This is a genomic window from Acinetobacter sp. Li1LvA2 (assembly GCF_056156705.1).
The window spans coordinates 15061-40472 of sequence record NZ_JBSICF010000009.1 but is presented as its reverse complement, the minus strand read 5'-3'; the positions used below and the strand labels follow the sequence as shown (position 1 = coordinate 40472).

Sequence of the window (25412 nt, the reverse complement as noted above, 5' to 3'; positions counted from 1 at the left end):
TAAACGTTAAGGCTTTTTAAACATGCGCATGACATTACGCCAGTTGGCTGTTTTTGTAGCAGTCGCTCAAGAAGGAACTGTCACCAAAGCCAGTGATGCGGTCAGACTGACGCAAAGTGCAGCAAGTATGGCTTTAGCCGATTTAGAGGATGGTCTTGGTGCCCCTCTATTTGATCGTTTAGGTAAACGACTGCAACTCAATGATCTTGGTCGGTTTTTATTGCCTCAAGCGCTAGAAATATTAGGTCGCTGTGAAGCTTTTGAGCAAGCTGCAAAAGGTGAATTACAAAGCATTGATTTACGTATTGGGGCAACTCTAACGATCAGTGATTATCTCATGCCAGATTTAATGGCGAACTTTTTACAGTATCATCCCAAAGCACATCTGCAATTACAGGTGGGTAACACACGCCAAATGATTGAAGCAGTCAATCAGTTTCAGCTTGATTTGGCATTAATTGAGGGCTCATGTCATCTGCCTCAACTTCAATGTATTCACTGGCGAGATGATGAGCTTGCAGTATGCTGCTCCCCTAATCACCCTCTAGCACGTTTAAATCGACCTTTAACAGCAAATGATTTTTATCAAGTTGAATGGATTTTACGTGAGGAAGGTTCGGGAACTCGTGAAGTGTTTGATAATGCTATTTTGCAAGATCTCCCAGATGCCAATATTCGCCTAACCCTAGGTCACAATGAAGCAATCTTGAAAATCGTTGCTGGTGGTTTAGGAATGTCTTGTATCTCTAAACTTGCTATTGAACCCCTAATTGAAAAGGGACAATTAGTAATTTTAGATACACCATTCTGGCAGCTTACCCGTCCACTTTATATGTTGGTACACCGTCAAAAGTATCAAGGCCCTGGTCTGAAAGCATTCTTACAATTTTGTGAAGATCAGGTTTAAAACCTGATCTTTTCATTCATTAACGTCGAAAATTTGACAACAATTCGCTTGTGATCGCTTTATTGTGATCCGCAATTTTATTTTTCTTGGTTTTCGCAGGATTTGGGTCAACACGCTCAATTTTGATCGCTTTAAATTTGCCCTGATTATCCGCGGCAAGAAATCTTACTTTTTCATTTCTTTTCGGTTCGCCCTCTGATGCAGGGAAATCAGAAATATGAAAGAAAATATCTCCTTCAGTAGTTTCAATAAAACCAAACCCTTTATCAGGGTTATATTGTTTTACCCATCCAGTATAAAACTCTTGCTTCATGATCTTTCCCCTACTTTTCCAATCCAGTCGTTGCGGTAAATAAAAAAGAGACTCACGATTCCGTTTTAAAATTATACGGTTTAATGAAGTCTCTTTTTATTACGATTTCAAAAAATTAATCTTTTTGTACACTACCAAAAATTTTATCGCCAGCATCGCCCAAGCCAGGAACAATATAACCTTGTTCATTTAAGCCATTATCAATAGATGCTGTATAAATCTGTACATCTGGATGAGCTGCTTCAACTTTAGCAACACCTTCCGGAGCAGCAACTAATACCATAACACGTATATCTTTACAGCCACTCGCCTTTAATACATCAATCGCAGCAACTAATGAATTACCTGTTGCCAACATTGGATCGATAATCATTGCAAGACGATTAGCCACATCTGGAACTAGTTTTTTATAATAAGTACGAACTTCTAATGTTTCTTCATTACGTTCAAGACCTAAAACACTTACTTTTGCACTTGGAATCAGATTAAGTACACCATCCAGCATACCAATTCCTGCACGTAAAATCGGTACAACCGTTATTTTTTTACCAGCAATACGCTGTGTAGTAACAGTTCCAGCCCATCCAGCAATTTCACAATCCACTACTGGTAAATCTTTTGTTGCTTCATAAGTCAACAACATAGTCACTTCCTGAGCAAGCTCACGGAAATTCTTAGTACTGATATCAGAACGACGCAACAAACCTAATTTATGACGAATAAGTGGGTGACGAATTTCTTGAATGGCCACAGATGTTACCTAAAAATATAAAAACGTATTTATTATAATCTTTTTTTAATGCTCAATAAAAAAAAGCCTCCAGATTTGGAGGCTTTTTTGTACACTAGAATTAGTGTTGTTGTGAAAGCATGAAATGTAATGGAGATAAAATTTCTGCTTTTAATGCTAAATTAATCATTGGATCTGGATATACACCCAAAATAATAACTAATGCAGCAGCAGCTAATACCATTAAACCACCTACTTTTTGACCCCAATGAGCGTCTGCATCAATACGAGGAGTTTCTGGTGGTGTCATATACATTACAACCATCACACGTAAGTAATAGTACAAACCAATACCACTACCCACAATAATCATTGCAGCCAAGAACCAGTGTTGAGTTGTTACAGCAGCCATTACAACCAAGAACTTACCAATGAAGCCTGCTGTTAATGGAATACCAGCCAAAGATAACATCATGACTGTTAAAGTTGCTGTAAGTACTGGACGACGCCAGAACAAACCACGGTAGTCTGCAAGACTTTGTGCTTCATCTACGTTGTTATATGGGCTAGACATTAACGCTACAGCACCAAAAGCACCGATAGTTGTTAATACGTAAGACACCACATATACAGTTACGCTACCCAAGCTCGCATAAGTCATGCTAATTAAAGCAATTAACAAATAACCAAAATGAGCAATAGATGAATAACCGAGAATACGTTTTAAGTTAACTTGACGAACAGCGAGCAAGTTACCAACTAAAATCGACAATACTGCAATGATTGTCAAAATAGTAACTAACGAGTCCACCATAATTGCGCCTGAAGCAAGCATATAGCGCACGAACAAACCAATGGTTGCAACTTTAGCAGCAGTCGCCAAGAAAGTTGCCATTGGCGCTGGCGCACCTGCATATACATCTGGTGTCCATTTATGGAACGGCGCAAGCGATAATTTAAACGCAACAGCAAAGATAATCAGTGCTAAACCTAATAACACCATTGGCTGTTTGATTGCGCCAAATAAAGCCTGTACAGAATCATAGAATGAAAGTGAACCAGTATATGCATAGATATATGCCATACCCATCAACAACATTGCAGAAGCTGTCGCTGAAAGTACAAGATATTTAATACCAGCTTCAAGTGAACTACTACGTTGATAAGTATAAGCAAGTAAGCCGTATACAGGGATCGACATTAACTCGAGGCTAATGAAGAACGATGCATAGTGAGAACTTGCAACCATCAACATTGCACCTGCTACCGAAGCAAGTAACAAAAGATAGAGTTCTTCGCGGTTATCTTTATAGGTTTCGATGTAAGCGTGAGACAAAGTACAACAAGCCAAAGCTGCAATCAAAATCATAAATTGATAGAACATGGTAAATGGATCAACCATAAACATGCCCATCACATTTGCCGGTACAAACTTACCGCCAAATACCGCAAATAAAATATAAAGTGCAGCGAGGTTTAAACCAACAACAGAAGCTGTTGCGATTAAATTATGATTACGCTTAATTGAAATTAACAGCATGACGACGATTGTTGTTAAAGCAACAATCATCACCGGAGCTAAAGGCATAAGTGTAGCGAATGATACTGTGAAGTTCATGATTATTGGATCTCCACATGGTCAAGTTGAGTAGCTGTTTGCTGAACAGTGTCAACGACTTCTTGAACTGGCACATAACTATTAACGAACCACTGCATGCTTGAATGAGATACATCCAAGAATGTTTGTGGGTAGATACCAAGCCAAACGAGACCAATCGCACAAATCATCAAAATACCAACTTCACGAGCAGATAAGTCTTTTAGTGGACTAGTGTAGTGTTGCTTTTGTTCAGGATTTGGTTCACCAAACAAAGCGCGGTGAATCAAAATCAAGCCGTATAAGCCTGCAAATACAAGGCTGATAGAAGCAAGAATCGTGAATACAGGATATTTATTAAATGAACCCATCAAAATCAGGAATTCACCAATAAAGTTACCTAAACCTGGCACACCAACAAGAGCAGCAACGAAGAACATCAAGAAAAATGGCAAGTACTGAAGCTGGCCACGAAGACCACCCATTAAACGCAAGTCACGTGTATGTAAACGTTCGTAGATTTGACCAGACATAATGAACAATGCAGCTGATGACAAACCATGTGCCAACATCATGATCATTAAACCTTGGAAGGTCAAAATGTTACCTGCGTAGATCGCAAGTAAAATAAAGCCCATGTGTGAAATTGACGTATACGCAAGTAAACGTTTCATGTCAGTTTGCTGATAAGCACACCATGCGCCGTAGAAAATACCAATCAAACCGAAAATAATCGCAATGTCTGCAAACTGAGCAGAAGCTGTCGGGAAGAATGGAATAACGAAACGAAGCAAGCCATACGCAGCTGTTTTAATCAAGATACCCGCTAAGTCTACAGAACCTGCTGTAGGTGCTTGAGCGTGCGCATCTGGTAACCAACCGTGTAATGGAAACACTGGTAACTTCACGGCAAAACCGATGAAGAAACAGATCATGAAACCGTACGCTAAGCCAGGCGGTAAGTGGTTAGCTACAGCTAATAAATAGTTGTAATCGAAACCGATCATTCCGGTCATCATGTAGCCATAAACTACAAGACCAAGAATACCGATTAACATCACTAAACCAGCGATTTGCGTGTAAAGGAAGAACTTAGTAGCTGCGTAAACACGTGAACGACCGTTTGAACCTTTATGACCCCATAACGCAATCAGGAAGTAGATTGGTACAAGCATCATCTCCCAGAAGAAGAAGAACAAGAACAGGTCAATCGCTAAGAATACACCGATAACGCCACCTAAACTCCATAAAAGGTTTAAGTGGAAGAAACCAACGTTCTTTTGAATTTCGCCCCATGAACAACCAACAGCAAGTACACCAAGTAACGCTGTTAATAACACCATGAGTAAAGATAAGCCATCCACAGCTAAGTGAATGCCGATACCGAGTGATTGAATCCACGGTAAATAGAACTCAGCAGACCAAGTTGGGATTTTTGAACCCATCTCATAGCTATAAGTTCCATTTTGCCAAAGTGCAAGACCTAAGCCCAAAGTAATGAGCATACCAATTAAGGCAATCCAGCGTGGCAAGGTTTTGTCGAGCTTATCGACTAACCAACAAATAAAACCAGCAATGAACGGAACAAGGATCAGCGCGGGTAAAATTAAATTGTTTTCCATTTTATTTCCCCACTACCTGAATAACGATCAAGATCATCAATAACACCACTACACCGAGTGACATACTTGATGCGTATTCACGCAATGAACCGGTTTGACGTGAGCTTGTAAAACTGTTTCCGCCTTTAACAAGTGCAGGAAGAACTAACCACAAACTGTCAATCGGGTCACGGCCAAAGATTTTGGCGAAGAATAAATAAGGTTTAACAAAAACGATGTCATACAATGCATCAAAACCAAAAGCGGTACGGCAAATATGTGCCAAACCTGAACCCAAACTTGTTTGAGCAAATGATTTCACTGCACCATAAGCAAATGTAAATAATGCTATACCAACAACTAAACCAACTAGCGCAATTCCTACTGCTAAATGCTCTGCCCCATGCATGCCTTCAACGAATTGTTCAGCCACATGGAATTCAGGAATTTTTGCAGTATTAAGAATACCAGCTACAGGTGCTTTTAATACGGCACCAACAAAAGTAGACAGTACAGCTAAAATGCCCAATGGAGCCCAGTAAGTTGCACCTTTAATTTCATGGTAAGGCGTGTTTTCTTGACCAAAGAATACAACCCAGATTAAACGGAATGTATAGATTGAAGTCAGGAATGCACCTGCTACACCCACCCAATATAAAGTGTGATATAGAGCAACTGATTGACCTTGTACCCAAACTTCACCAAGAATCGCATCTTTAGAGAAGAAGCCAATGGTCAAGAATGGAATCGCTGCTAATGCACCGCCACCAATCGCGAAACAAGCAAATAGGAATTTGTTACGTTTGAACAAACCACCCATTTTGAAGATGTTTTGCTCGTGGTGGTAAGCCAAAATCACCGCGCCAGAAGACAAGAATAATAATGCCTTAAAGAATGCGTGAGCCAACATGTGGAATAAGCCAGCTTGATACGCTTCCGCACCTACAGCCATAAACATATAACCTAACTGACTCATTGTTGAGTAAGCCAAAATACGTTTGATGTCTGTTTGAACGAGTGCAGCAAAACCTGCAACTAACAAAGTTACCGCGCCAGTTACTGAAATGAATTGCATCACTTCAGGAGCAAGTTCAAATACGCTGAATAGACGACAGCATAAGTACACACCAGCCGTTACCATTGTTGCAGCGTGGATTAATGCAGAAACAGGTGTTGGACCTGCCATTGCATCTGCCAACCATGTTTGCAATGGAATTTGCGCAGATTTACCAGCAGCACCCAAGAACAACATTAATGCAGTCCAGATCGTAAGAGACGAACTCTTCGTCATTACTTCTGCTGCGTGTTCAACGATGTACTGAGTATTCAGCGTACCAAATTGTTGGTAAAGCAAGAATAAAGCGATAAGTAAGAATACGTCACCTACGCGGGTAACTGTAAATGCTTTGATCGCAGCCCAACCATTTGCAGGGTTTGCATAATAGAAACCGATCAGCAAATAAGAGCAAAGACCTACGCCTTCCCAACCTAAGAATAACAACGCTAAGTTGTCGCCCAATACAAGCACAAGCATGCTGGCAACAAACAGATTGAAATAAGAGAAGAAACGCGCATAACCTTCTTCACCGCGCATGTACCATGATGCAAAGATATGGATTAAGAAACCAACACCTGTCACCATGCCCATCATGAGTAAAGATAAGCCATCTAAATGTAAGCTAATGCCTGGTGCAAAACCACCAACATTGAACCATGTCCACAGATTTTGAACAAAAACTTGCTGACCACTTGTGGTAAATGCCATTCCAGTAATCAATGCAAATAATGCAGATAAACCTACAGAACCTACACCAATAATTGCTGCAACATTTTCAGAGAGTTTGTCTCGTCCCGCCGCCAATAAAATAAAACCGATTAGCGGAAATAATACTGTTAGATATAAATAACTCATCCGCGCATCTCACTAGCAGCATCCACATCCAAATGATGGAAGCGATGATAGAACTGAAGGACAATCGCAAGACCGATACATGCCTCTGCTGCTGCAAGGGTCAAAATCAGGATGAACATCACTTGTCCATCTGGTTGTGCCCATACGCTACCCGCAAGAACAAATGCCAATGCTGCAGCATTCATCATGATCTCAAGGCTCATTAACATAAATAATAGGTTGCGTCGCACCATTACACCGTAAAAACCGAGTGCAAAAAGGATGGTTGCAACAATCAAACCATGTTCTAAAGGAATCTGGCCCATTATTCTTTTTCCTCTTCTGCACCTGGTTCACGTTTACCTAAGTGGTATGCTGCAACAAGGGCTGCTAGCAATAACATCGCGGCAACTTCAACCAATAATAAATAGTGAGTAAAGAGTGCTTGACCAACTACTTTTGGTCCAATCACTTGTGCCCCAAGCGGTGCTGAAATAGTAGTGTATTCACCACCAAGCATCCAAACTAAAAGCAAGCCGAGTAAGAAACTCATGAGTGCTGGATATGCCCAAGCATCTGAAGAAAGCCATTTACGTTCTTGTTCAACAGTGTGTTGACCTAAGTTAAGCATCATCACAACGAATACGAACAGAACCATAATTGCTCCGGCATAGACGATGATTTCAAGAGCACCTGCAAAAGGCGCCCCCACGATCATGAAAATACCAGCAACAGCAAGCAATGAAACAATTAGACTAAGTAAAGCGTGTACAGGGTTCGTGTTAGTCACTACACGAACCGTAGAAACGATGGCCACGAGTGCCATCAAATAAAACGGCCACATCATGGTAATAGACTCCGTACATCGATTGGTGCACTTTCTTTTTGTGCTTGACCTTTCTCTTTACCGTTAATCGCCATACCCGTTACACGGTAGAAGTTGTAGTCTGGGTATTTTCCCGGACCTGAAATGAGTAAGTTTTCTTTCTCATAAACAAGGTCTTGACGTACGTATTCGCCTAACTCGAAGTCTGGTGTGAGCTGAATTGCAGTGGTTGGACAAGCTTCTTCACACATACCGCAGAAAATACAACGTGAAAAGTTGATGCGGAAAAATTCCGGATACCAACGTCCATCTTCTGTTTCTGCTTTTTGTAGTGAGATACAGCCAACTGGACACGCAACCGCACATAGGTTACATGCCACACAACGCTCTTCCCCATCTGGGTCACGCGTTAACACAATACGACCACGAAAGCGTGGCGGCACAATCTGTTCAGCCGGTACTTCTGGATATAAAATCGTGTCACGTTTACGCGTTACATGGCTAAATACCATAAACAACGAACGTACAATCGATCCGAATCCAGCTAGAAATTTATACATTTTGTACTCCCTGCTGTCCTAGGCCTGATTCATCAGAATCACAGCACCAGTCACTAACAAGTTGACCAACGCCAATGGCAAACAAATTTTCCAACCAAAGTTCATGACTTGGTCATAACGTGGACGCATTAAAGAACCACGAGCCAAAACAAACATCATTACAAAGAATGCTGTTTTAATCACAAACCAGAATACTGGCGGAACAAATGGAATTTCTAAATTGAATGGTGCTAACCAACCACCAAAGAATAAAGTTACGATCAATGCAGAAATAAGTACCACGTTGACATATTCAGCAACGAAGAACATACCCCATTTCATACCACCATATTCAACATGGTAACCTTCAGCCAATTCTTGTTCTGCTTCTGGTTGGTCAAATGGATGACGGTGAGTTACCGCAACACCAGCAACCACAAAAATCAAGAAACCTAAGAATTGTGGAATAACGAACCAAACATCGCGTTGTGCTTCAACAATTTCACGAAGGTTAAATGAGCCTGCAATTGCAACCACACCCATCAATGAGATACCCAAGAACACTTCATAAGAAATGGTTTGAGCAGCCGAACGTAAACCACCAAGCAATGAGTATTTGTTATTTGAAGCCCAGCCACCAAACAATACTGCATAGACTGCAATACCAGCCATTGCCATGAAGAACAACAAACCGATACTCATGTCAGCAACACCCAGTGAAGGACTCACTGGGATTACCATGAATGAAAGAACCGCTGTTGCCATTGCAACAGCTGGTGCTAAACGGAATGTAAGTTTGTCAGCAAATTTTGGTGTCCAGTCTTCTTTGAACATGATCTTAAGCATGTCGGCAACGATCTGGAACATACCACCAGGACCAACACGGTTTGGACCATAACGGTCTTGCCACCAAGCAAGTAAACGACGTTCAATGAAAGACATCAACGCTGCAACTAAAACGACAACAAGCAAAATCACAACTGCTTGAACTACAGCGTAAGCGATTGGCCAGTTCTCAGCCCAAAGTGGCGTTTGACGTATAATTTCTTGATTCATGAATTACACTCCTAAAGCCACTGAAACAGGCTCAGCTAGTGACACCATTGGTGCTAAACCAACTGGGTAACCAATATAACCTGTAGGTAAATATTCAATTACTTGTACAGGCAAGCTCACACTGGTTTCGCCTGCTTTTACAGTAATGCGTTGACCTTCTTGAAGGTTCAAACGAGTTGCATCTTGTTCGCCCACTGCAAACATAGCTTCTGGAATACGAGTTTCCATTGCAGGTGTTTTAATAGTGAATTCACCAGAACCAAAAATATGATGCATTGGTACTAAGCGGAAACTTTCAGGGTTTGCAACTACAGGCACTGGAGCAACATAGCTACGCGCAGGACGTTTTGCCAAGCGATCGAATAAACGAACACCTGAATCACCACCTTTTAAGTGACCACCCACTTCATCTTGGTATTTGTTCCAAGATTGTGGAGAGTTCCAGCCCGGAGCCCACGCAAATGGTACTAATGATGATGCTTTTTGCGGACCAACATAACCTTCCATTGAGAATGTTAATGCTGAATCTGGATCGGTAGGCTGTTTCGGCTCATGAACTGATAACGGCGCACGCATTGCTGTACGGCCTGAATAACGACGTGGTTCACGCGCAATTTTCAAACCATGTACACGGTAACCAGCATCAGGTGCCACATCTTGAATTGCTTCAAGTACTGGTACATTTTTCACGATGCTTTCAATCACATCATCAAGCAATGTCCAATCTACAGCTTTACCTTTAATGCCAGTTTCAATGGCATGTAACCAGCGCCATGATTCTTTAATTGCATATTCAGGCTTGTAGTAACTTGGATCGTAAACTTGATAGAAGCGCTGTGCACGACCCTCTTGGCTTACAACAGTACCGTCACCTTCCGCAAAGCTTGCTGCTGAAAGAACGATATCAGCCTGTTTCACAGTTTCAGTTTCACTGTGATCAAGCACGATTACTGTTTCAGCTTTATCTAGTGCAGCTTTTACTTGAGCAGCAGGTAAACGACGGAACAAGTCATTTTCAACAATAACAAGTGTGTCGTAGTCTTGAGCAAATGCTTGTTCGAGGCTTAAGCCACCAAACAATGCCAAGCCCATAGAGTTCACTTCAGGAACCACAAGACTTAAACCAGCTTTAGAACCTAAGTTCTGAGTCAACTCAGCCGCAGCTTCCATAATAGAAGCATCTTGCAAACTTGTGCCCGCAATGATTAATGGTTTGTTTGCTGTTTTTAAAGTGTCAGCAATGGTTTGAGCGAATGCTTTTGCATCGTCATCCAGACCAATTAATACATCACCTTTCACTGCTGCTGCTACGGCAAAGCCTAAACGTGCAATATCATTTGGAGAAGCAACAACTTCACCAGTTGCAACGTCGGCAAGACGAGTTTGAGTTGCAGCCAAGATATAGATCGGAGATTTTGCTTCTTGACCAATACGTTGTACAGGTTCAGCCAACCAATCTGGAGTACGTGTTTTCGCAGCCATTTCGCGAGCTTTGTTTTTCGCAGCTTGGCGAACAGACAATGCCATACGTGGAGCAGTTTGAGTCAGGTCTTCACCTAAAATCAGAACAGCATCGTAGCTTTCAATTTCACGCATGTTCGGGTTGTAAATACCCTCGGTTTGCATGATAGATGCAGCAAGTTCAACAAGTTTTTGCTCTTTTTGTGCAACACCAGTTGAGTAATTTGCCTGACCTACAAGCTCACGTAATGCGTAGTTCGATTCCAAGCTTGCGCGAGGAGAACCAATACCCAAGACTTTTTTGCCTTGAAGTTTTGCAATCGTTTGATCTAAAGCTTGATCAACAGAAACAGTTGCAACAGTTTCACCGTTACGGAACTGAGGCTGACGTGGACGGTCTGCACGGTTTACATAACCTGTGCCAAAACGACCTTTATCACAAAGGAAGTACTGGTTAACCGAACCATTAAAACGGTTTTCTACGCGACGGATTTCACCATAACGCTCACCCGGAGAAATGTTACAACCAGAAGAACAGCCTTGACACACGCTTGGTGCATACTGCATGTCCCATTTACGGTTATAACGCTCTGAATGAGTCTTATCAGTGAATACACCTGTTGGACATACTTCAGTCAAGTTACCCGAGAATTCAGATTCTAAAGTACCTGATTCTGGACGACCAAAGTAAACACGAGATGCATTGGCATACACACCAAAGTCTGTACCGCCCGCATAATCTTTGTAGTAACGAACACAACGGTAACAAGCAATACAACGGTTCATTTCATGTGCAATGAATGAGCCGAGTTCTTGGTTGTAATGCGTACGTTTTGTGAAGCGGTAACGACGACGGTCATGACCAGTCATCACAGTCATATCTTGTAAGTGACAGTGACCACCCTCTTCACAGACTGGACAGTCGTGCGGGTGATTCGTCATCAAAAATTCAACAATAGATGCACGGAAATCCGTTGCCTCTTTGTCTTCAATTGAGATATAGGTATTGTCAGATGCTGGTGTCATGCAAGACATGACCAAACGACCACGCGTATCTTCTGGATTCGCATATTGCGTAACAGCACATTGACGGCAAGAACCAACCGAACCTAAGGATGGATGCCAACAAAAATATGGGATGTCGATGCCCAGACTCAAACATGCTTGTAGCAAGTTTTCCGAGCCGTTGACTTCATACGATTTTCCATCGACATGAATTGTAGCCATAGTCGAATTCCTTAAGCTTGTTCTACGTTGCTGGTTTGCACGACAGGACGAGTCGTCACTTTCGCTTCAAACTCACCACGGAAATGTTTGAGTGCGCCCATAAGCGGCTCCATCGCACCTGGTGCGTGGGCACAGAAAGTTTTACCGATCCATAATTTACGAGTCAATTCTTGTAAATGGTCAATATCTTCTTTCTTGCCTTCGCCTGCTTCAAGTGCTTTAAGCGCTTTAACAGCCCATGGCAAACCATCACGACATGGTGTACAGAAACCACATGATTCACGCGCAAAGAACTCTTCTAAGTTACGAGTGAGCGATACCATGCACTGGGTTTCATCTACAACCATCAATAAACATGTTCCCAAACGAGAACCTGCTTTCATAATCGTGTCCGCATCCATTGGTAAATCAATGGTATTTGCTGGTAAAAAGTCAGTTGAAGCACCGCCCGGTAACCATGCTTTAAGCTTTAAGCCTTCTCGCATACCACCAGCATGATCTTCAATCACTTCACGCGCAGTTGTACCAAATGGTAATTCCCAAAGACCTGGAAATTTCACTTTACCTGACGCACCATAAATTTTAGTGCCTGGGTCTTTTGATTTACCTGCCGATAAACCGATATACCACTCTGGACCACGAAGCATAATTGCTGGCAAGTTGTTATAAGTTTCAACGTTGTTCACAATTGTTGGACGGCCCCATGCTCCTGCAACTTGCGGGAACGGTGGCTTAGTACGAGGGTTAGCACGACGACCTTCAAGCGAGTTAATCAATGCAGTTTCTTCACCACAGATATAACGCCCTGCACCCGTATGTACATGCAACTCAAAATTCCAGCCAGAACCTAAAATATTTTCGCCTAAATAACCTTTAGCACGAATCTGTTCTAACGCTTCATTTAGATATTGAGCAGCCTCGATGTATTCACCACGGATAAAGATATAACCATGAGTCGCCTCTAAGGTATAACCCGCAATTAACATCCCTTCGATCAATTGATGTGGAAGTTTTTCCATCAACAAACGGTCTTTAAAGGTACCCGGTTCCATTTCATCAGCATTACAGATCAAATAACGTGGACCACCATCATTTGGTGCCATTAATGACCATTTAATACCCGCTGGGAAACCCGCACCACCACGACCTTTTACGGTTGCAGCTTTAATCACGTCTAACACTTCAGCAGGTTTCATGCCTAATGCTTTTTTAAAGCCAGCATAACCTTCAAGTGCTTCGTAATCATCAGCACCACGAACTTCGTCACGTTTGCTTAAACGCCAAGTTAGTGGATGAGTTTCTGGATTACCGTCGCCATAAATTGGTTTTGGTTCAGTATTCATACATACTTCTCCAATAACTGTTTGACCGATGTCACTTCAACTAAACCGTGAGTATCTTCATCAATCATTAAAGTTGGGCCTTTGTCGCAGTTGCCTAGGCAGCAAATTGGAAGCAGCGTAAAACGACCATCTGGTGTCGTCTGACCATACTGAATTCCTAGTTCGCGCTGGAATGCTTCAGCAAGTGTTTCTGCACCCATCAAGAAGCAAGCAATTGAGTCACAAAGCAAAATTACGTGACGACCTACCGGTTGACGATAGATACGGTTGTAAAATGTTGCAACACCTTCCAAATCAGCAACACTCATCGACAATAACTGTGCGATGGCATTCATTTGAGCGTCATCTACCCAACCATTACGGCGCTGTACACACTTCAATGCATCCAAAGAGGCTGCACGAGGGTATGGATAGTGACCAATGTGATGTTCGATATCGTGAATTTCGTCCGCAGTCAAAATCCCTTCAACATTCACACGTGGCTTTTTATCAGTCAAAATCATCATTATGTGTTACCTCTTAGCGATCCACGTCAGCCATAACCACGTCAATGGTCGCCAGATAAATGATTAAGTCAGATACCAAACTTCCGTTAATCACTGAAGGCATTTGCTGTAAGTGAGTAAACGTCGGTGTACGAATACGAGTACGATAACTCATCGTCGCTTTATCTGAAGTCAAGTAGTAAGTACTTGCGCCTTTAACCACTTCAGTCATAAATGATGACTCGCCCGCTGGCATGACAGGACCCCATGAAACGCTCAAGAAGTGCGTAATCAAGGTTTCAATATCTTGTAATGTCTTATCTTTCGGTGGTGGAACAGCCAATGGATGATCCGCTTTATATGGACCAGAAGGCATGTTATCCAAACACTGTTGAATAATTTTTAACGACTCAGTAATTTCACGGAAGTGAACGAGTACACGTGCATATGCATCGCCTTCATACTCAACTGGCACATCAAAATCGAAGTTTTCATAGCCACTGTATGGACGATATTTACGAACGTCAAAATCAATACCTGTCGCACGCAAACCAGTACCAGTTACACCCCATGCGAGTGCAGATTTGGCATCGTATTGTGCCACGTTACGCGTACGACCAATAAACACAGAGTTTTTTAATGCTGCTGTGTAGTATTCGTTTAAGCGCTTAGGCATCCACTCTAGCAATTCTTTAACAAGCTTTTGCCAGTTGTTTGGAAGGTCGTGTGCTGTACCACCAATACGGAACCATGCTGGATGCATACGGTAACCCGTGATTGCTTCAACAATGTCGTAAACTTTTTGACGGTCTGCGAACATATAGAATACTGGCGTCATACCACCGGCATCCTGAATTGCCGTACCACAGAACAATAAGTGGTTATTGATACGGAACAACTCGTTCAACATGACACGAATCACTTGCGCACGCTCAGGAACTTTAATACCAGCCATTTGCTCTACAGCCATCACATAAGGCATGTTTTGAGCACAACCACCTAAGTAGTCGACACGGTCAGTATAAGGAATGAAAGAATGCCATGTTTGACGTTCAGCCATCTTTTCCACACCACGGTGGTGATAACCAATATCAGGAACACAGTCCTTCACTTCTTCGCCATCTAACTGCAATACAACACGGAACGCACCATGTGCAGATGGATGGTTAGGACCCAAGTTCAAGAACATGAAATCTTCGTCAGCGTTACCACGCTTAAGACCCCAGTCTTCTGGCACAAAACGTAAGTGCTCTTGTTCAAAGTCTTGTTTCGCTTTGTCTTGCATGTACGGCGTATATTCTGTCGCACGTGCTGAATATTCTTTACGAAGCGGATGACCTTCCCAATAGGTTGGCAACAAGATACGACGAAGCATTGGATGCCCTTCGAAATTGATACCGAACATATCGTAAGCTTCACGTTCATACCAGTTGGCATTTGGCCAGATATTAGTCGCTGTCGGAAGGTTAAGATCATTTTCGTTCAAGGCAACCTTGATACGAATGTCACTATTACGCTCAAGCGATAATAAATGATAGAACACAGTGAAGTCAGATGCTGGCAAACCATCACGATGAACACGTAAACGCTCATCCATCGCAGATAAGTCAAACAGCATTACATATGGACGTTCCACTTTACGTAGGAACATAAGGACTTCTTGCACGCGTGCGCGCTCAACCCAGACTGTTGGAAACTCTTCAAAAGTCGCCTGCACGTAAAAGTTCTCACCAAATTTGGTTTTGAGTTCTTCTACGATTGCAAATGCTGGGCGTGAATCAACTGGTGTTGACTCTGGCATAGCAATGTCAGTTTCAGCCATTGGCTTGGCTTCCTATTTAATACAAATTCTGTCAATTTTCTCGATGAACATATCGGTTAGATATGTCAAAGCACCGTCAAAAAATTATTTAATCTCATCCATAGAGCGTAAGTTTTTAACGGCAATACGCTGCGCATTCTTACGGTCACGTTCTGGCATCATCTTTGGCTTATACACTGGCTGAAGATCATCACCGATCACGGCAGAAAGCGGGCGTCGCTCTAATTGAATCTGGTCTTGTAAAAGCATTAAAGCTTGAATTAATGCTTCAGGACGAGGTGGACAACCTGGGACGTACACGTCAACAGGAATAATTTTGTCTACACCTTGAACTACTGAATAGATGTCGTACATACCTCCAGAGTTTGCACAAGCACCCATCGAGATGACCCATTTAGGCTCTAACATCTGTTCATATAGACGCTGAATAACTGGTGCCATTTTTACGAAACAGGTTCCTGCAACAATCATCAAGTCAGCTTGACGAGGTGAAGCACGGATAACCTCTGCGCCGAAACGTGACAAGTCATGCACACCTGTTAAGGTCGTTGCATATTCAACGTAACAACAAGAGGTACCAAAGTTAAATGGCCACAAGGAGTTTTTACGCCCCCAGTTTACTGCTGTATGCAAGACATCCTCTAAACGAGTCATGAATACGTTTTTATTCACTTCCTCTTCTAGTGGATCTGTCACGATTTGACGTTCTTGCAATGGGTATTGATCAGCATCCGGATTCGCGCGGGTCAGAGTATATTTCATCCCGACTTACTCCTTTTCAGATGACAATGCAGGTGTAGTTTTTGACTTAACACGACCTGATGATTGAGCTGGAATCTGGCCTGTAGGGTCAGTTACGAGCTCTTCAATAGAGTTAAAGCGTGTAATTTCAGCAATGTTCATTGTTGGTGAACCGATTTTAATCGCCTCACCTGCTGATTTACGGCGATCTGCTGGTGACCAACTTAAAGCACCTACAGAGAAGGCATAAACAAGCGCAATCAATAAATCAACGACAAAGATCACGACAGTGGTATATCCCAACCACCCTACTTCACGCACAGAAGTAGACCATGCATAGAGGTAAAGTGCCTCTAAGTCGAAGACAACAAAGAAAATTGCAACTAAATAGAACTTTGCAGACAGGCGAATGCGAGCGCCACCAGCACTCACGACACCCGATTCAAACTGCTCTTGCTTAGCACGCCCCCACGATTTCCCCCCGAGGAGTAAGGGAACTGTGAGCATAAAGACGCAAAGAAATGTAACGCCGATCACGAAGGCGATAATCGCCCAGTCGTATGGAGTAATGGCACTCATGCGGGGATAACTCCTGGCAGGCCTATTATTTAACAAAGAATGTATGTATTGGCCTTCAAATACACCAAACACAAAATTAATCCCGCCAATTGTACCTGATTTCTAATTTCGCATGCTAGTTGAAGCGTCTTAGTCTTTCGGATGATTTTCTAAACAAAACTATTCTTCTATGGGTTGTAAGGGGGGTTTCACCGCACATAATCGGTTTATTTAATAGTTTTTTTGTTTATGATGATTTTTTTCATTTTTTAATTTTAGAATATTTACACAGTTCATCGACTATTAAGTTTTAATAACTTACTTTTTTATAATATTAGTTTGTTTTTTATTGTATTCAGCTTCTCCTCTGAATTATGATGAATGTTTAGTCATGCATAATATTTTATTACTCTTGGATAAGAGTATTTATCATTAAGGGCAGCTGATGCCATACTCACTTCGTGAATTTTCATTTTTCTCCTCTTTAAAAATTTTTCTCCTGTTTAGCTTCATTATTGCAGTATGTTGTTTTATTGGCATTGCATCTCGTCCTTTAAGCTTTCTCGCGTTCTTCTGGCCCGCTAACTCGGTTTTGCTTGGTTTACTTATTCGTTTTCCAAGCACACGGCGATTAAGCTCATTTGTAGGGGCTTATAGCGGCTATGTCATCGCCGATCTACTTCAGGGTACTCCATTTGCTCTTACACTCGTTTTAACAACGTCAAATTTTCTTTATGTTGTTACTACATTTGCACTCTATATGTTTTTTAATCAGCATATTAAAGCGGCCTATCGAGGTTATTCTTACCTTTTTTTATTTGCTTTATGCGGAGTAGGAAGCGTAGCAGGTGGATTGTTTGCAGCAACTTTCGTGCCCATGTTTAATACTAAATTTATGCTGGGTGGTTTGTGGGATGAATTTGGCTACTGGTTCACTTCAGAATTGCAAAATGCTTTGCTTCTTTTACCGATCATATTGAACTTACCTCAATATAGTCAGATAAAACATTATTTTTCAAGAAATCGTGGCTTACAAGCAACCGATCTTTTACCTTTCGGGGCTGTCCTCATTTCTATTGCAGCCAGTTATTATGACTCTGGACCCGGTTCGCTACTCTACCCAATTGCTGCACTGATTTGGTGTGCAATTCGCTACAAACCTATTGTTGTTGCACTCATTACAAGTCTTACGAGTGCCTACATTATTTATCATGTTTCTGGACATTATCTTTTACTCTATCCAAATGACTATTTCAGCAATACGATTTCAATTCGTATTGGGTTAATCATGATGACGATTGCCCCTCTTACGGTTTCCAGTATTAGTGTTTTACACTCAGAATTAATTCAAAAGCTTCAACACGCGATTGCGCATGATGAGCTAACCTCAAGTCTCACTCGACGCCAATTTTTGCAGTCGGTCAGACTACTTCAAGAAAAAGTGTATAAAGAAAATAAAACCTCAGCCTTTTTCATGCTTGATGTAGACCATTTCAAACAAGTTAATGACAACTACGGTCATCAAATAGGTGATCGCGCCCTACAAACCTGTGTCACTACTATTCAAAATATTTTGCATCCTCATGATTTATTAGGACGATTTGGCGGTGAAGAATTTGCAATTTTCATTGCAGATACTACAAAAGAGAGTGCGTTTGACCTTGCAGAGCAAATACGAATTAAAATTAGTCAGCAACCGATTTATATTTATGGGAAATTACCAATTTTTATACAAGTCAGTATTGGTATAAGTTTATATTCCCCTTCATCACATAGAGCGATTGAAAATTTATTTAAAGAAGCAGATGACGCTTTATACCAAGCAAAACGCCAAGGGCGTAATCGGGTCTTTATATCTTTATAGGTTTTCATTTAATCATCTAGTGTAATGAATTTTATACAATAACCTGTGTTTTGCCATGTATGCTAATAACAGATAATAAGGAGAAAAATGCATGACTCTAGAATATACGCACAAACCAAACTACTACTTGTTTGCGCAGTTACTTGTGCGACATATAGAAAGCTATATTCACAAACATCCAGATGCGAACAATGCAATTTTTGACTTGCGAGATGTCTATGAAATATTTAGACAGGATTTTGCGTCAACGACAACAAACCTAGAAGGTATTTTGCATATTGCAGATGAATATAAAATAGAAACGCTTAATGGAGATCAACCTCTTATTCAAAAATACCAGATTGATGCAAAAAACAATTCATTACTGATCGACTTTAATTCCGATGCGTTGACCAGCTTAAGAAGCGGGAAACCTATTTTGGAACCAGATGCAACTCAATTATAAGTAATGCAATAAAAAAGCACCTTTATGAAGGTGCTTTTTTATTGGCTTTCAAAGGAGGTTGTTTAAAGCGTTTTGCAGGCCATGTCATGATAAAGCGAGCTCCACCTAAGGTAGGACTTTCATCTACTTTAATCTCACCACCAAACCAGTAAGCAATACGACTTACAATAGACAATCCTAGGCCATATCCACCTGACGCACGCGTACGACTGTCATCTAAACGAGCAAAGGCTTCAAATACTCTTTGACGATCTTGCTCAGGAATTCCGGCACCATCATCTTCAACACAAACAAAGGCCATGCCATCACTGTGAACACCACCTGTAATACGAACTTTGTTATCACAATAACGAACGGCATTGCCCACCAAGTTTTGAACCACCCGATGTAAATAACGGCGCTCTGCATCGACTTTCAAATAAACAGGAGGAGCAACAAGTTCAATTTCTTTTTGCGTTTTTAAAGCTTCGGTTTCTACCGCAACCTGATCTAATACATCAAATAGCGTAATTTCAGCAAAATCTAATGAAGGTGTACCCTGCTCTAGCTTTGCATAAGTCATGATTTCATCAATTAAAGTATTGAGCGCTTCAATATCTTTATCAATCATATCGACCTGATGCATACGATGATTGTAATCGTCTTCCTCTGCCAACATCTCCGTACCAAAACGGATACGAGCAACTGGTGTTCTAAGCTCATGAGATACAGCTCTCATCAACTCACGCTGAGCCTCAATTAAACGCTGAATATGATCAGACATATTGTTATAACTTGACGCCAAGTTTGCCATTTCATCACTTCCCTCGATAGGAACACGCAATGACAAGTCACCTGACTTCATACGATTTAACGCATAACGTACTTGGCGAATTTTACGCTCTAACGGCAAAATGAGACCATAAACCCCCAAACTCAATAAGAATAGGCTAAATAAGGTAATTCCGGCAGAAAGCTGTAAAGGCATCCAGTTAAACATTGGAACCGGTCCAAGAACCAGAACTTGTGTAGGATGATTTGGTATTGGAGATACGATTGAAATGGTTGTGCCACGCATTGTTGCACTATCTTTGTACAACATGACACTTTGATCTTGGCGTAAACGACCAATTTGCTCAGAGTCTAGATTAATATCTTGAATATTGTAGATATTAATTGGATATGAAAAATGTTTTTGAATCTTGGCAAGATATTCTTGCTCTTGCCCCGGATAAAACATTAGATAATCAAGTACAAAAATAGGGAGAGCCTTCATTTGGCGCTCACTAATTTTGTCTACTTTTATCGATAAAAAGTGCTGAGGATCGTCACGTAAACCAATAATGATATACGCGATACTATTACTAGCATCGTAACGGACAACAGACTTTTGAGCTTCGATCCGTTTTTTCTCGGTACGAGATAACTCAACCTTGCTTGCATCAGTATAATAAATTGGAAGTTCCAATAAATCTGATGCATCTGAAACCCAGTCTATTTTCTGTTGCTTCCCCGGTTGTCGAGCGACCCCCTCACTAATGACATAAGAAATCCCATCAGTTAAGGATTCACGGTATTCTTGAGCACGTTGATAATTGATAATTTGTACAAGCAAATAACCAAAAACCGCAACCAAAACAACAAGAATTACCAGTCCCGCATAGATTCGCAGGAATATACTGTGTTTAAACACTCGACCAACCTTATAGGAAGTTTATTCAGATCTTATAACCCATTGGTTTCTTTAACGAACAAGTAACCTTTACTACGTACTGTTTTAATACGTTTTGGATTTTCAGGATCATCACCAATTTTTGGACGAATACGTGAAATACGGACATCGATTGAACGGTCCTGACCATCGTATTCAATACCACGTAAACGTTCGAAGATATCTTCACGCGATAAGATACGGCCAGCATTTGATGCAAGCAACCATAATAGGTCATATTCTGCGCTAGTGAAATCAACAAGCTCACCATGCAGTGTTACAGAACGGCCGCCATTATCAATTACAAGGTCATCAAATTCGATACGCTGTGCAACTTCATCTTCTACAGTTTTATCTGTGCGACGTAATAGTGCACGAATACGCGCTAATAGCACACGTGGTTGAACTGGTTTAGCAACATAGTCATCTGCACCCATTTCTAGACCAAGTACCTGATCCATATCTTCTGTACGTGCAGTTAACATCAAAATCGGTTGATGATAATGTGGACGAACTTCACGGCAAACAGTTAAGCCATCGGCACCCGGCAACATGACATCCAAGACCACTAGATCTGGTTGTTCACTAATAATACGACGAATTGCACGGTTACCATCAGTTTCTACACCAACCTCTAAACCGTTGCGAATTAAATATTCTTGAGTTAATCGCGCTAAGCGCTCATCATCTTCAACGATCAGAATCTTTGGTAACTTTTCTTCTTGGCTCATATCATTGCCCCTATAAATCTCGTTTCAATGCATCTTAAAAATCTTGCAGATACATTCGTTTATCATTTGCAATATACACACGTTTACATTGTAAACAAGTAGGCGTTCACCAAACTGATACATGACAATCGTATTTTGTTGCATTTTATTAGCCTTTGAATTTTCACATGTTTTTAACATTTATTTATTGTTATTAAATTTCATATTCTATTCATATTTCCAATGTATGAATATTAAACAAATTATTTCTCTGTTTAGTTTAAATTTATTTAAGTGTTTGTTTTTTGAGTTATCCACAAACTTATCTATAAGTGTTTTTTAACAGCTTTGCTATGCTATCTCCCATCAAATCATACAGATAAAAAATTACTAAAAAGTCAAGATTGATCTGCTATGAAAAATCCCGTATCTTGTGTTCAAAATAAACTTTAACTACTAAGTCTTGTGTTTATCCCTCAAACATCGTGGCATACTTTTTGCTCGGTTCAAACGGTCTATAAACATAACAAAAGTGACAATGGAGCTATGCTGGCATGAGCGTAATTACTTCGACTCCCGGTCAAATTCAGGTGATCAAACGCACTGGAGATGTTGCTGCATTTGATGCAGAGAAAATTTCTGTTGCGATTGGTAAAGCTTTTCTTGCTGTGGAAGGTCAACAGAGTTCGGATTCAAGCCGTATTCACGACCGTATTACCCAACTGACGGAAATGGTATTAAATACTTTCACTCGTCGTTTACCATCAGGCGGTACGATCCATATTGAAGAAATTCAAGATCAGGTTGAACTTGCTTTAATGCGTACCGGAGAACAGAAAGTTGCCCGCGCTTACGTGATTTACCGCGAACAACGTACTACTGCTCGTCAGCAAACAAACTCAAACCACCATCCTACGTTACAAGTGACCGATGCTAACGGTCAGCTTCAGCCACTTGATTTAAGTGCATTGCAAGCAACTGTAGCGAAAGCAGCTGAAGGTTTGGAAGGTATTGACGTTCAAGCTATTGTCGATGAAACCGTTAAAAACTTATATAACGGCGTAAAAGAGTCTGATATTGCCACTACAATGATGATGGCAACACGTACTCGTATTGAACAAGAACCAAACTATACTTACGTAACTGCACGTTTGCTTTCTAGTGAATTAGTGAGCACAGGTTTAGCATTCTTAGGCTTACCTACAGATACGCCTGAAAACAATGCACTCGAAGCCTTTTTGAAAAAAGGTGTAGAGCTTGACTTGCTTTCACCAGACTTGCTTGATTTCGATTTAGAGAAACTGGCAGCAGCAATTCAGCCAGAACGCTCTAATCAGTTTACTTACTTAGGTTTACAGACTCTATTTGACCGTTACTTCATTCACTCAAACGGCGTTCGCTTCGAATTACCACAATTATTCTTTATGCGTGTGTCGATGGGTCTTGCGTTAAATGAGCAAGATAAAGAAGAACGAGCAATCGAATTCTATAACTTATTGTCTAGCTTCGACTACATGGCGTCTACGCCTACCCTGTTTAACTCAGGTACGTTACGTCCACAGCTTTCTAGTTGTTACTTAACAACTATTGGTGATGACCTTTATGACATTTATGGCGCAATGCGTGACAACGCTATGCTTTCTAAATGGGCTGGTGGTTTAGGGAATGACTGGACACCTGTACGTGCATTGAACTCTTACATTAAGGGTACAAACGGTAAGTCTCAGGGTGTAGTTCCATTCTTGAAAGTTGCGAACGATACAGCTGTTGCAGTAAACCAAGGTGGTAAGCGTAAAGGTGCCGTGTGTGCATACTTAGAAACTTGGCACTTAGACATCGAAGAGTTTTTAGAACTTCGTAAAAACACTGGTGATGACCGTCGCCGTACACACGACATGAACACTGCGAACTGGGTTCCAGACTTGTTTATGCAACGTGTATTTGAAGATGGTGAATGGACACTATTTACCCCTTCTGAAACTCCAGACTTGCACGACTTAACTGGTGCTGAATTTGCTGAGCGTTATGCTTACTATGAGTCTGTAGCGAAAGAAACCAACATGCTACACAAGAAAGTACGTGCTAAAGACTTATGGCGCAAAATGCTTTCTATGTTGTTCGAAACTGGTCACCCATGGATTACGTTCAAAGATGTATGTAACTTACGTTCACCACAACAACATGTTGGTGTAGTTCACTCATCTAACTTATGTACTGAAATTACCTTGAATACAAATCAAGACGAAATCGCAGTATGTAACTTGGGCTCAATCAACCTTGTACAACACGTTCAAGGTGGTGTGTTAGACCGTGAAAAGTTAGCTCGTACAATTAAAACAGCAGTACGCATGCTCGATAACGTTATCGACATTAACTACTACGCTGTACCACAAGCGAAAAACTCGAACTTGAAACACCGCCCAGTGGGTATGGGTATCATGGGCTTCCAAGATGCTCTATATGAAATGAACATCGCTTACGGTTCAGACGCTGCTATTGATTTTGCTGATGAATCAATGGAAGTGATTAGCTACTACGCGATTGAAACTTCAAGCAACTTGGCTGTTGAACGTGGTTCTTACTCGACATTTAAAGGTTCATTGTGGGATCAAGGTATCCTTCCAATCGACTCTTTAGAAATTGTTGCGAAATCTCGTCCAGAGCGTATGTTCGAAGTTGACCGTACTCAACGTTTAGACTGGGACACTTTACGTGCCAAAGTTCAAAAAGACGGTATGCGTAACTCAAACGTGATGGCGATTGCTCCTACTGCAACCATCTCTAACATTTGTGGTGTTTCTCAGTCTATTGAGCCAACATTCCAGAACTTATATGTGAAATCTAACTTGTCTGGTGAGTTCACTGTTATTAACCCTTACCTCGTTCGTGCATTAAAAGATCGTGGTCTTTGGGACACAGTGATGGTTAATGACTTGAAACACTTTGAAGGTTCAGTACAAAAAATTGCTCGTATTCCTGAAGAATTAAAAGCAATCTTTGCTACTGCATTTGAAGTAGATACACGTTGGATCGTTGATGCTGCATCACGCCGTCAAAAGTGGATTGATCAAGCTCAGTCTCTTAACCTTTACATCTCTGGTGCTAATGGTAAGAAACTTGACATCACTTACAAGATGGCATGGTTACGTGGTCTTAAGACGACTTATTACCTCCGAGCTTTAGGCGCAACTTCTGCTGAAAAATCTACAATCAACACAGGTGCTTTAAACGCAGTTAAACCTGCGACTGTTGAAGCGGCGGCAGTTGCTGCCCCTGTTGTAGAAGCGAAAAAACCAGAAGCTGTTGAAGAAGATGGTTTTACCCAAGCGGCTCCAGTTCCAATGGCTTGTTCAATCGACAACCCAGATTGTGAAGCTTGCCAATAACATTCAATAAAATTGCTCTTTTTCACTAAAGAGCAATTTTAAGAGGTAAAGATTATGCTTTTTCATCTCAGCCATAACTATATGCTTGGTGTTGGAGTTTTAATCTTTGCCTTTCTTTTCTTTTATATACCGCTGATTTACGCATTTTTCACAATACGTAAGCAACAGCGTAAGCAAAATAAGTTGTAGTGAGTAGAGACCAGAGGCCCAAAATTTGGTC

At 41.2% G+C, this 25412-nt stretch carries 22 protein-coding genes and 1 pseudogene; 5 read left to right on the top strand and 18 right to left on the bottom strand.

Annotated features, from left to right (window positions below; genetic code table 11):
- Positions 1 to 22: 22 nt before the first annotated feature.
- Positions 23 to 907, top strand: coding sequence for a LysR family transcriptional regulator GigC (gigC, locus tag ACS604_RS16095; RefSeq protein ID WP_474772243.1), 885 nt, complete (start codon positions 23 to 25; stop codon positions 905 to 907).
- A gap of 19 nt (positions 908 to 926) precedes the next feature.
- Here gigC and ACS604_RS16090 read toward each other — a convergent pair whose 3' ends face one another.
- The 15 genes from ACS604_RS16090 to ndhC all read right to left on the bottom strand — a co-directional run bounded on the left by ACS604_RS16090 (position 927) and on the right by ndhC (position 17118).
- Positions 927 to 1220, bottom strand: a complete 294-nt coding sequence (locus tag ACS604_RS16090) for a cold shock domain-containing protein (protein ID WP_005803269.1) — start codon at positions 1218 to 1220, stop codon at positions 927 to 929.
- 115 nt (positions 1221 to 1335) lie between these two features.
- Positions 1336 to 1971, bottom strand: coding sequence for a uracil phosphoribosyltransferase (gene upp, locus ACS604_RS16085; protein ID WP_151964524.1), 636 nt, complete (start codon positions 1969 to 1971; stop codon positions 1336 to 1338).
- Positions 1972 to 2071: 100 nt separating this feature from the next.
- Entirely contained in the window at positions 2072 to 3568 is a 1497-nt protein-coding gene (gene nuoN, locus ACS604_RS16080; RefSeq protein ID WP_004794312.1) for an NADH-quinone oxidoreductase subunit NuoN, read from the bottom strand.
- 2 nt (positions 3569 to 3570) lie between these two features.
- Entirely contained in the window at positions 3571 to 5169 is a 1599-nt protein-coding gene (gene nuoM / locus ACS604_RS16075; protein WP_004794314.1) for an NADH-quinone oxidoreductase subunit M, read from the bottom strand.
- Position 5170: 1 nt separating this feature from the next.
- Positions 5171 to 7060 carry an NADH-quinone oxidoreductase subunit L gene (nuoL, locus tag ACS604_RS16070; protein WP_474772241.1) on the bottom strand — a complete coding sequence of 630 codons (1890 nt, stop codon included), beginning with the start codon at positions 7058 to 7060 and terminating at the stop codon, positions 5171 to 5173.
- Positions 7057 to 7365 (bottom strand): NADH-quinone oxidoreductase subunit NuoK, encoded by a 309-nt coding sequence (gene nuoK, locus ACS604_RS16065; protein WP_000529822.1) that lies wholly within the window; start codon positions 7363 to 7365, stop codon positions 7057 to 7059. Before nuoK ends, nuoL begins: the two co-directional genes overlap by 4 nt.
- Positions 7365 to 7883 (bottom strand): NADH-quinone oxidoreductase subunit J, encoded by a 519-nt coding sequence (nuoJ, locus tag ACS604_RS16060; RefSeq protein WP_014205902.1) that lies wholly within the window; start codon positions 7881 to 7883, stop codon positions 7365 to 7367. Before nuoJ ends, nuoK begins: the two co-directional genes overlap by 1 nt.
- Positions 7883 to 8425 carry an NADH-quinone oxidoreductase subunit NuoI gene (gene nuoI / locus ACS604_RS16055; RefSeq protein WP_004794319.1) on the bottom strand — a complete coding sequence of 181 codons (543 nt, stop codon included), beginning with the start codon at positions 8423 to 8425 and terminating at the stop codon, positions 7883 to 7885. Before nuoI ends, nuoJ begins: the two co-directional genes overlap by 1 nt.
- 18 nt (positions 8426 to 8443) lie before the next feature.
- A complete protein-coding gene (nuoH, locus tag ACS604_RS16050) occupies positions 8444 to 9460 on the bottom strand; it encodes an NADH-quinone oxidoreductase subunit NuoH (protein WP_004703499.1) in 1017 nt (338 codons plus the stop codon).
- A 3-nt stretch (positions 9461 to 9463) separates the two neighbouring features.
- Complete coding sequence (gene nuoG, locus ACS604_RS16045) at positions 9464 to 12148, bottom strand: NADH-quinone oxidoreductase subunit NuoG (RefSeq protein ID WP_144735480.1); 2685 nt, start codon at positions 12146 to 12148, stop codon at positions 9464 to 9466.
- 11 nt (positions 12149 to 12159) lie between these two features.
- The gene (gene nuoF, locus ACS604_RS16040; RefSeq protein WP_474772234.1) at positions 12160 to 13491 is read right to left on the bottom strand and encodes an NADH-quinone oxidoreductase subunit NuoF; all 1332 of its coding nucleotides are present in this window, start codon (positions 13489 to 13491) and stop codon (positions 12160 to 12162) included.
- A complete protein-coding gene (nuoE, locus tag ACS604_RS16035) occupies positions 13488 to 13997 on the bottom strand; it encodes an NADH-quinone oxidoreductase subunit NuoE (protein ID WP_474772232.1) in 510 nt (169 codons plus the stop codon). The genes nuoF and nuoE overlap by 4 nt, the downstream gene beginning before the upstream one ends.
- A gap of 13 nt (positions 13998 to 14010) precedes the next feature.
- Positions 14011 to 15798 carry an NADH-quinone oxidoreductase subunit C/D gene (gene nuoC, locus ACS604_RS16030; RefSeq protein WP_004794331.1) on the bottom strand — a complete coding sequence of 596 codons (1788 nt, stop codon included), beginning with the start codon at positions 15796 to 15798 and terminating at the stop codon, positions 14011 to 14013.
- Positions 15799 to 15882: 84 nt separating this feature from the next.
- Positions 15883 to 16560: a NuoB/complex I 20 kDa subunit family protein gene (locus ACS604_RS16025; RefSeq protein ID WP_002050353.1), complete on the bottom strand. Its 678-nt coding sequence runs from the start codon at positions 16558 to 16560 to the stop codon at positions 15883 to 15885.
- 6 nt (positions 16561 to 16566) lie between these two features.
- Positions 16567 to 17118 carry an NADH-quinone oxidoreductase subunit A gene (ndhC, locus tag ACS604_RS16020; protein ID WP_003653481.1) on the bottom strand — a complete coding sequence of 184 codons (552 nt, stop codon included), beginning with the start codon at positions 17116 to 17118 and terminating at the stop codon, positions 16567 to 16569.
- A gap of 424 nt (positions 17119 to 17542) precedes the next feature.
- On the opposite strand from ndhC, the gene ACS604_RS16015 reads away from it, so the two are divergent.
- Both ACS604_RS16015 and ACS604_RS16010 read left to right on the top strand, forming a co-directional pair.
- Complete coding sequence (locus ACS604_RS16015; RefSeq protein ID WP_474772230.1) at positions 17543 to 18961, top strand: GGDEF domain-containing protein; 1419 nt, start codon at positions 17543 to 17545, stop codon at positions 18959 to 18961.
- A gap of 91 nt (positions 18962 to 19052) precedes the next feature.
- Positions 19053 to 19406, top strand: coding sequence for a hypothetical protein (locus tag ACS604_RS16010; RefSeq protein ID WP_002120022.1), 354 nt, complete (start codon positions 19053 to 19055; stop codon positions 19404 to 19406).
- 22 nt (positions 19407 to 19428) lie between these two features.
- Here the strand turns inward: ACS604_RS16010 and bfmS are convergent, their stop codons facing one another.
- The 3 genes and pseudogenes from bfmS to ACS604_RS15995 form a co-directional block, all read right to left on the bottom strand.
- Positions 19429 to 21078 carry an ATP-binding protein gene (bfmS, locus tag ACS604_RS16005; protein WP_213072133.1) on the bottom strand — a complete coding sequence of 550 codons (1650 nt, stop codon included), beginning with the start codon at positions 21076 to 21078 and terminating at the stop codon, positions 19429 to 19431.
- Positions 21079 to 21110: 32 nt separating this feature from the next.
- Complete coding sequence (gene bfmR / locus ACS604_RS16000) at positions 21111 to 21827, bottom strand: response regulator transcription factor BfmR (RefSeq protein WP_003653488.1); 717 nt, start codon at positions 21825 to 21827, stop codon at positions 21111 to 21113.
- Positions 21824 to 22007, bottom strand: a pseudogene (locus ACS604_RS15995) (hypothetical protein). The gene bfmR and the pseudogene ACS604_RS15995 overlap by 4 nt, the downstream one beginning before the upstream one ends.
- Positions 22008 to 22360: 353 nt before the next feature.
- Here ACS604_RS15995 and ACS604_RS15990 point away from each other — a divergent pair.
- Together ACS604_RS15990 and ACS604_RS15985 are read left to right on the top strand one after the other, a co-directional pair.
- Entirely contained in the window at positions 22361 to 25192 is a 2832-nt protein-coding gene (locus ACS604_RS15990) for a ribonucleoside-diphosphate reductase subunit alpha (protein ID WP_004794340.1), read from the top strand.
- Between the two features lie 54 nt (positions 25193 to 25246).
- Complete coding sequence (locus ACS604_RS15985) at positions 25247 to 25381, top strand: preprotein translocase subunit YajC (protein WP_081399196.1); 135 nt, start codon at positions 25247 to 25249, stop codon at positions 25379 to 25381.
- Positions 25382 to 25412 lie beyond the last annotated feature (31 nt).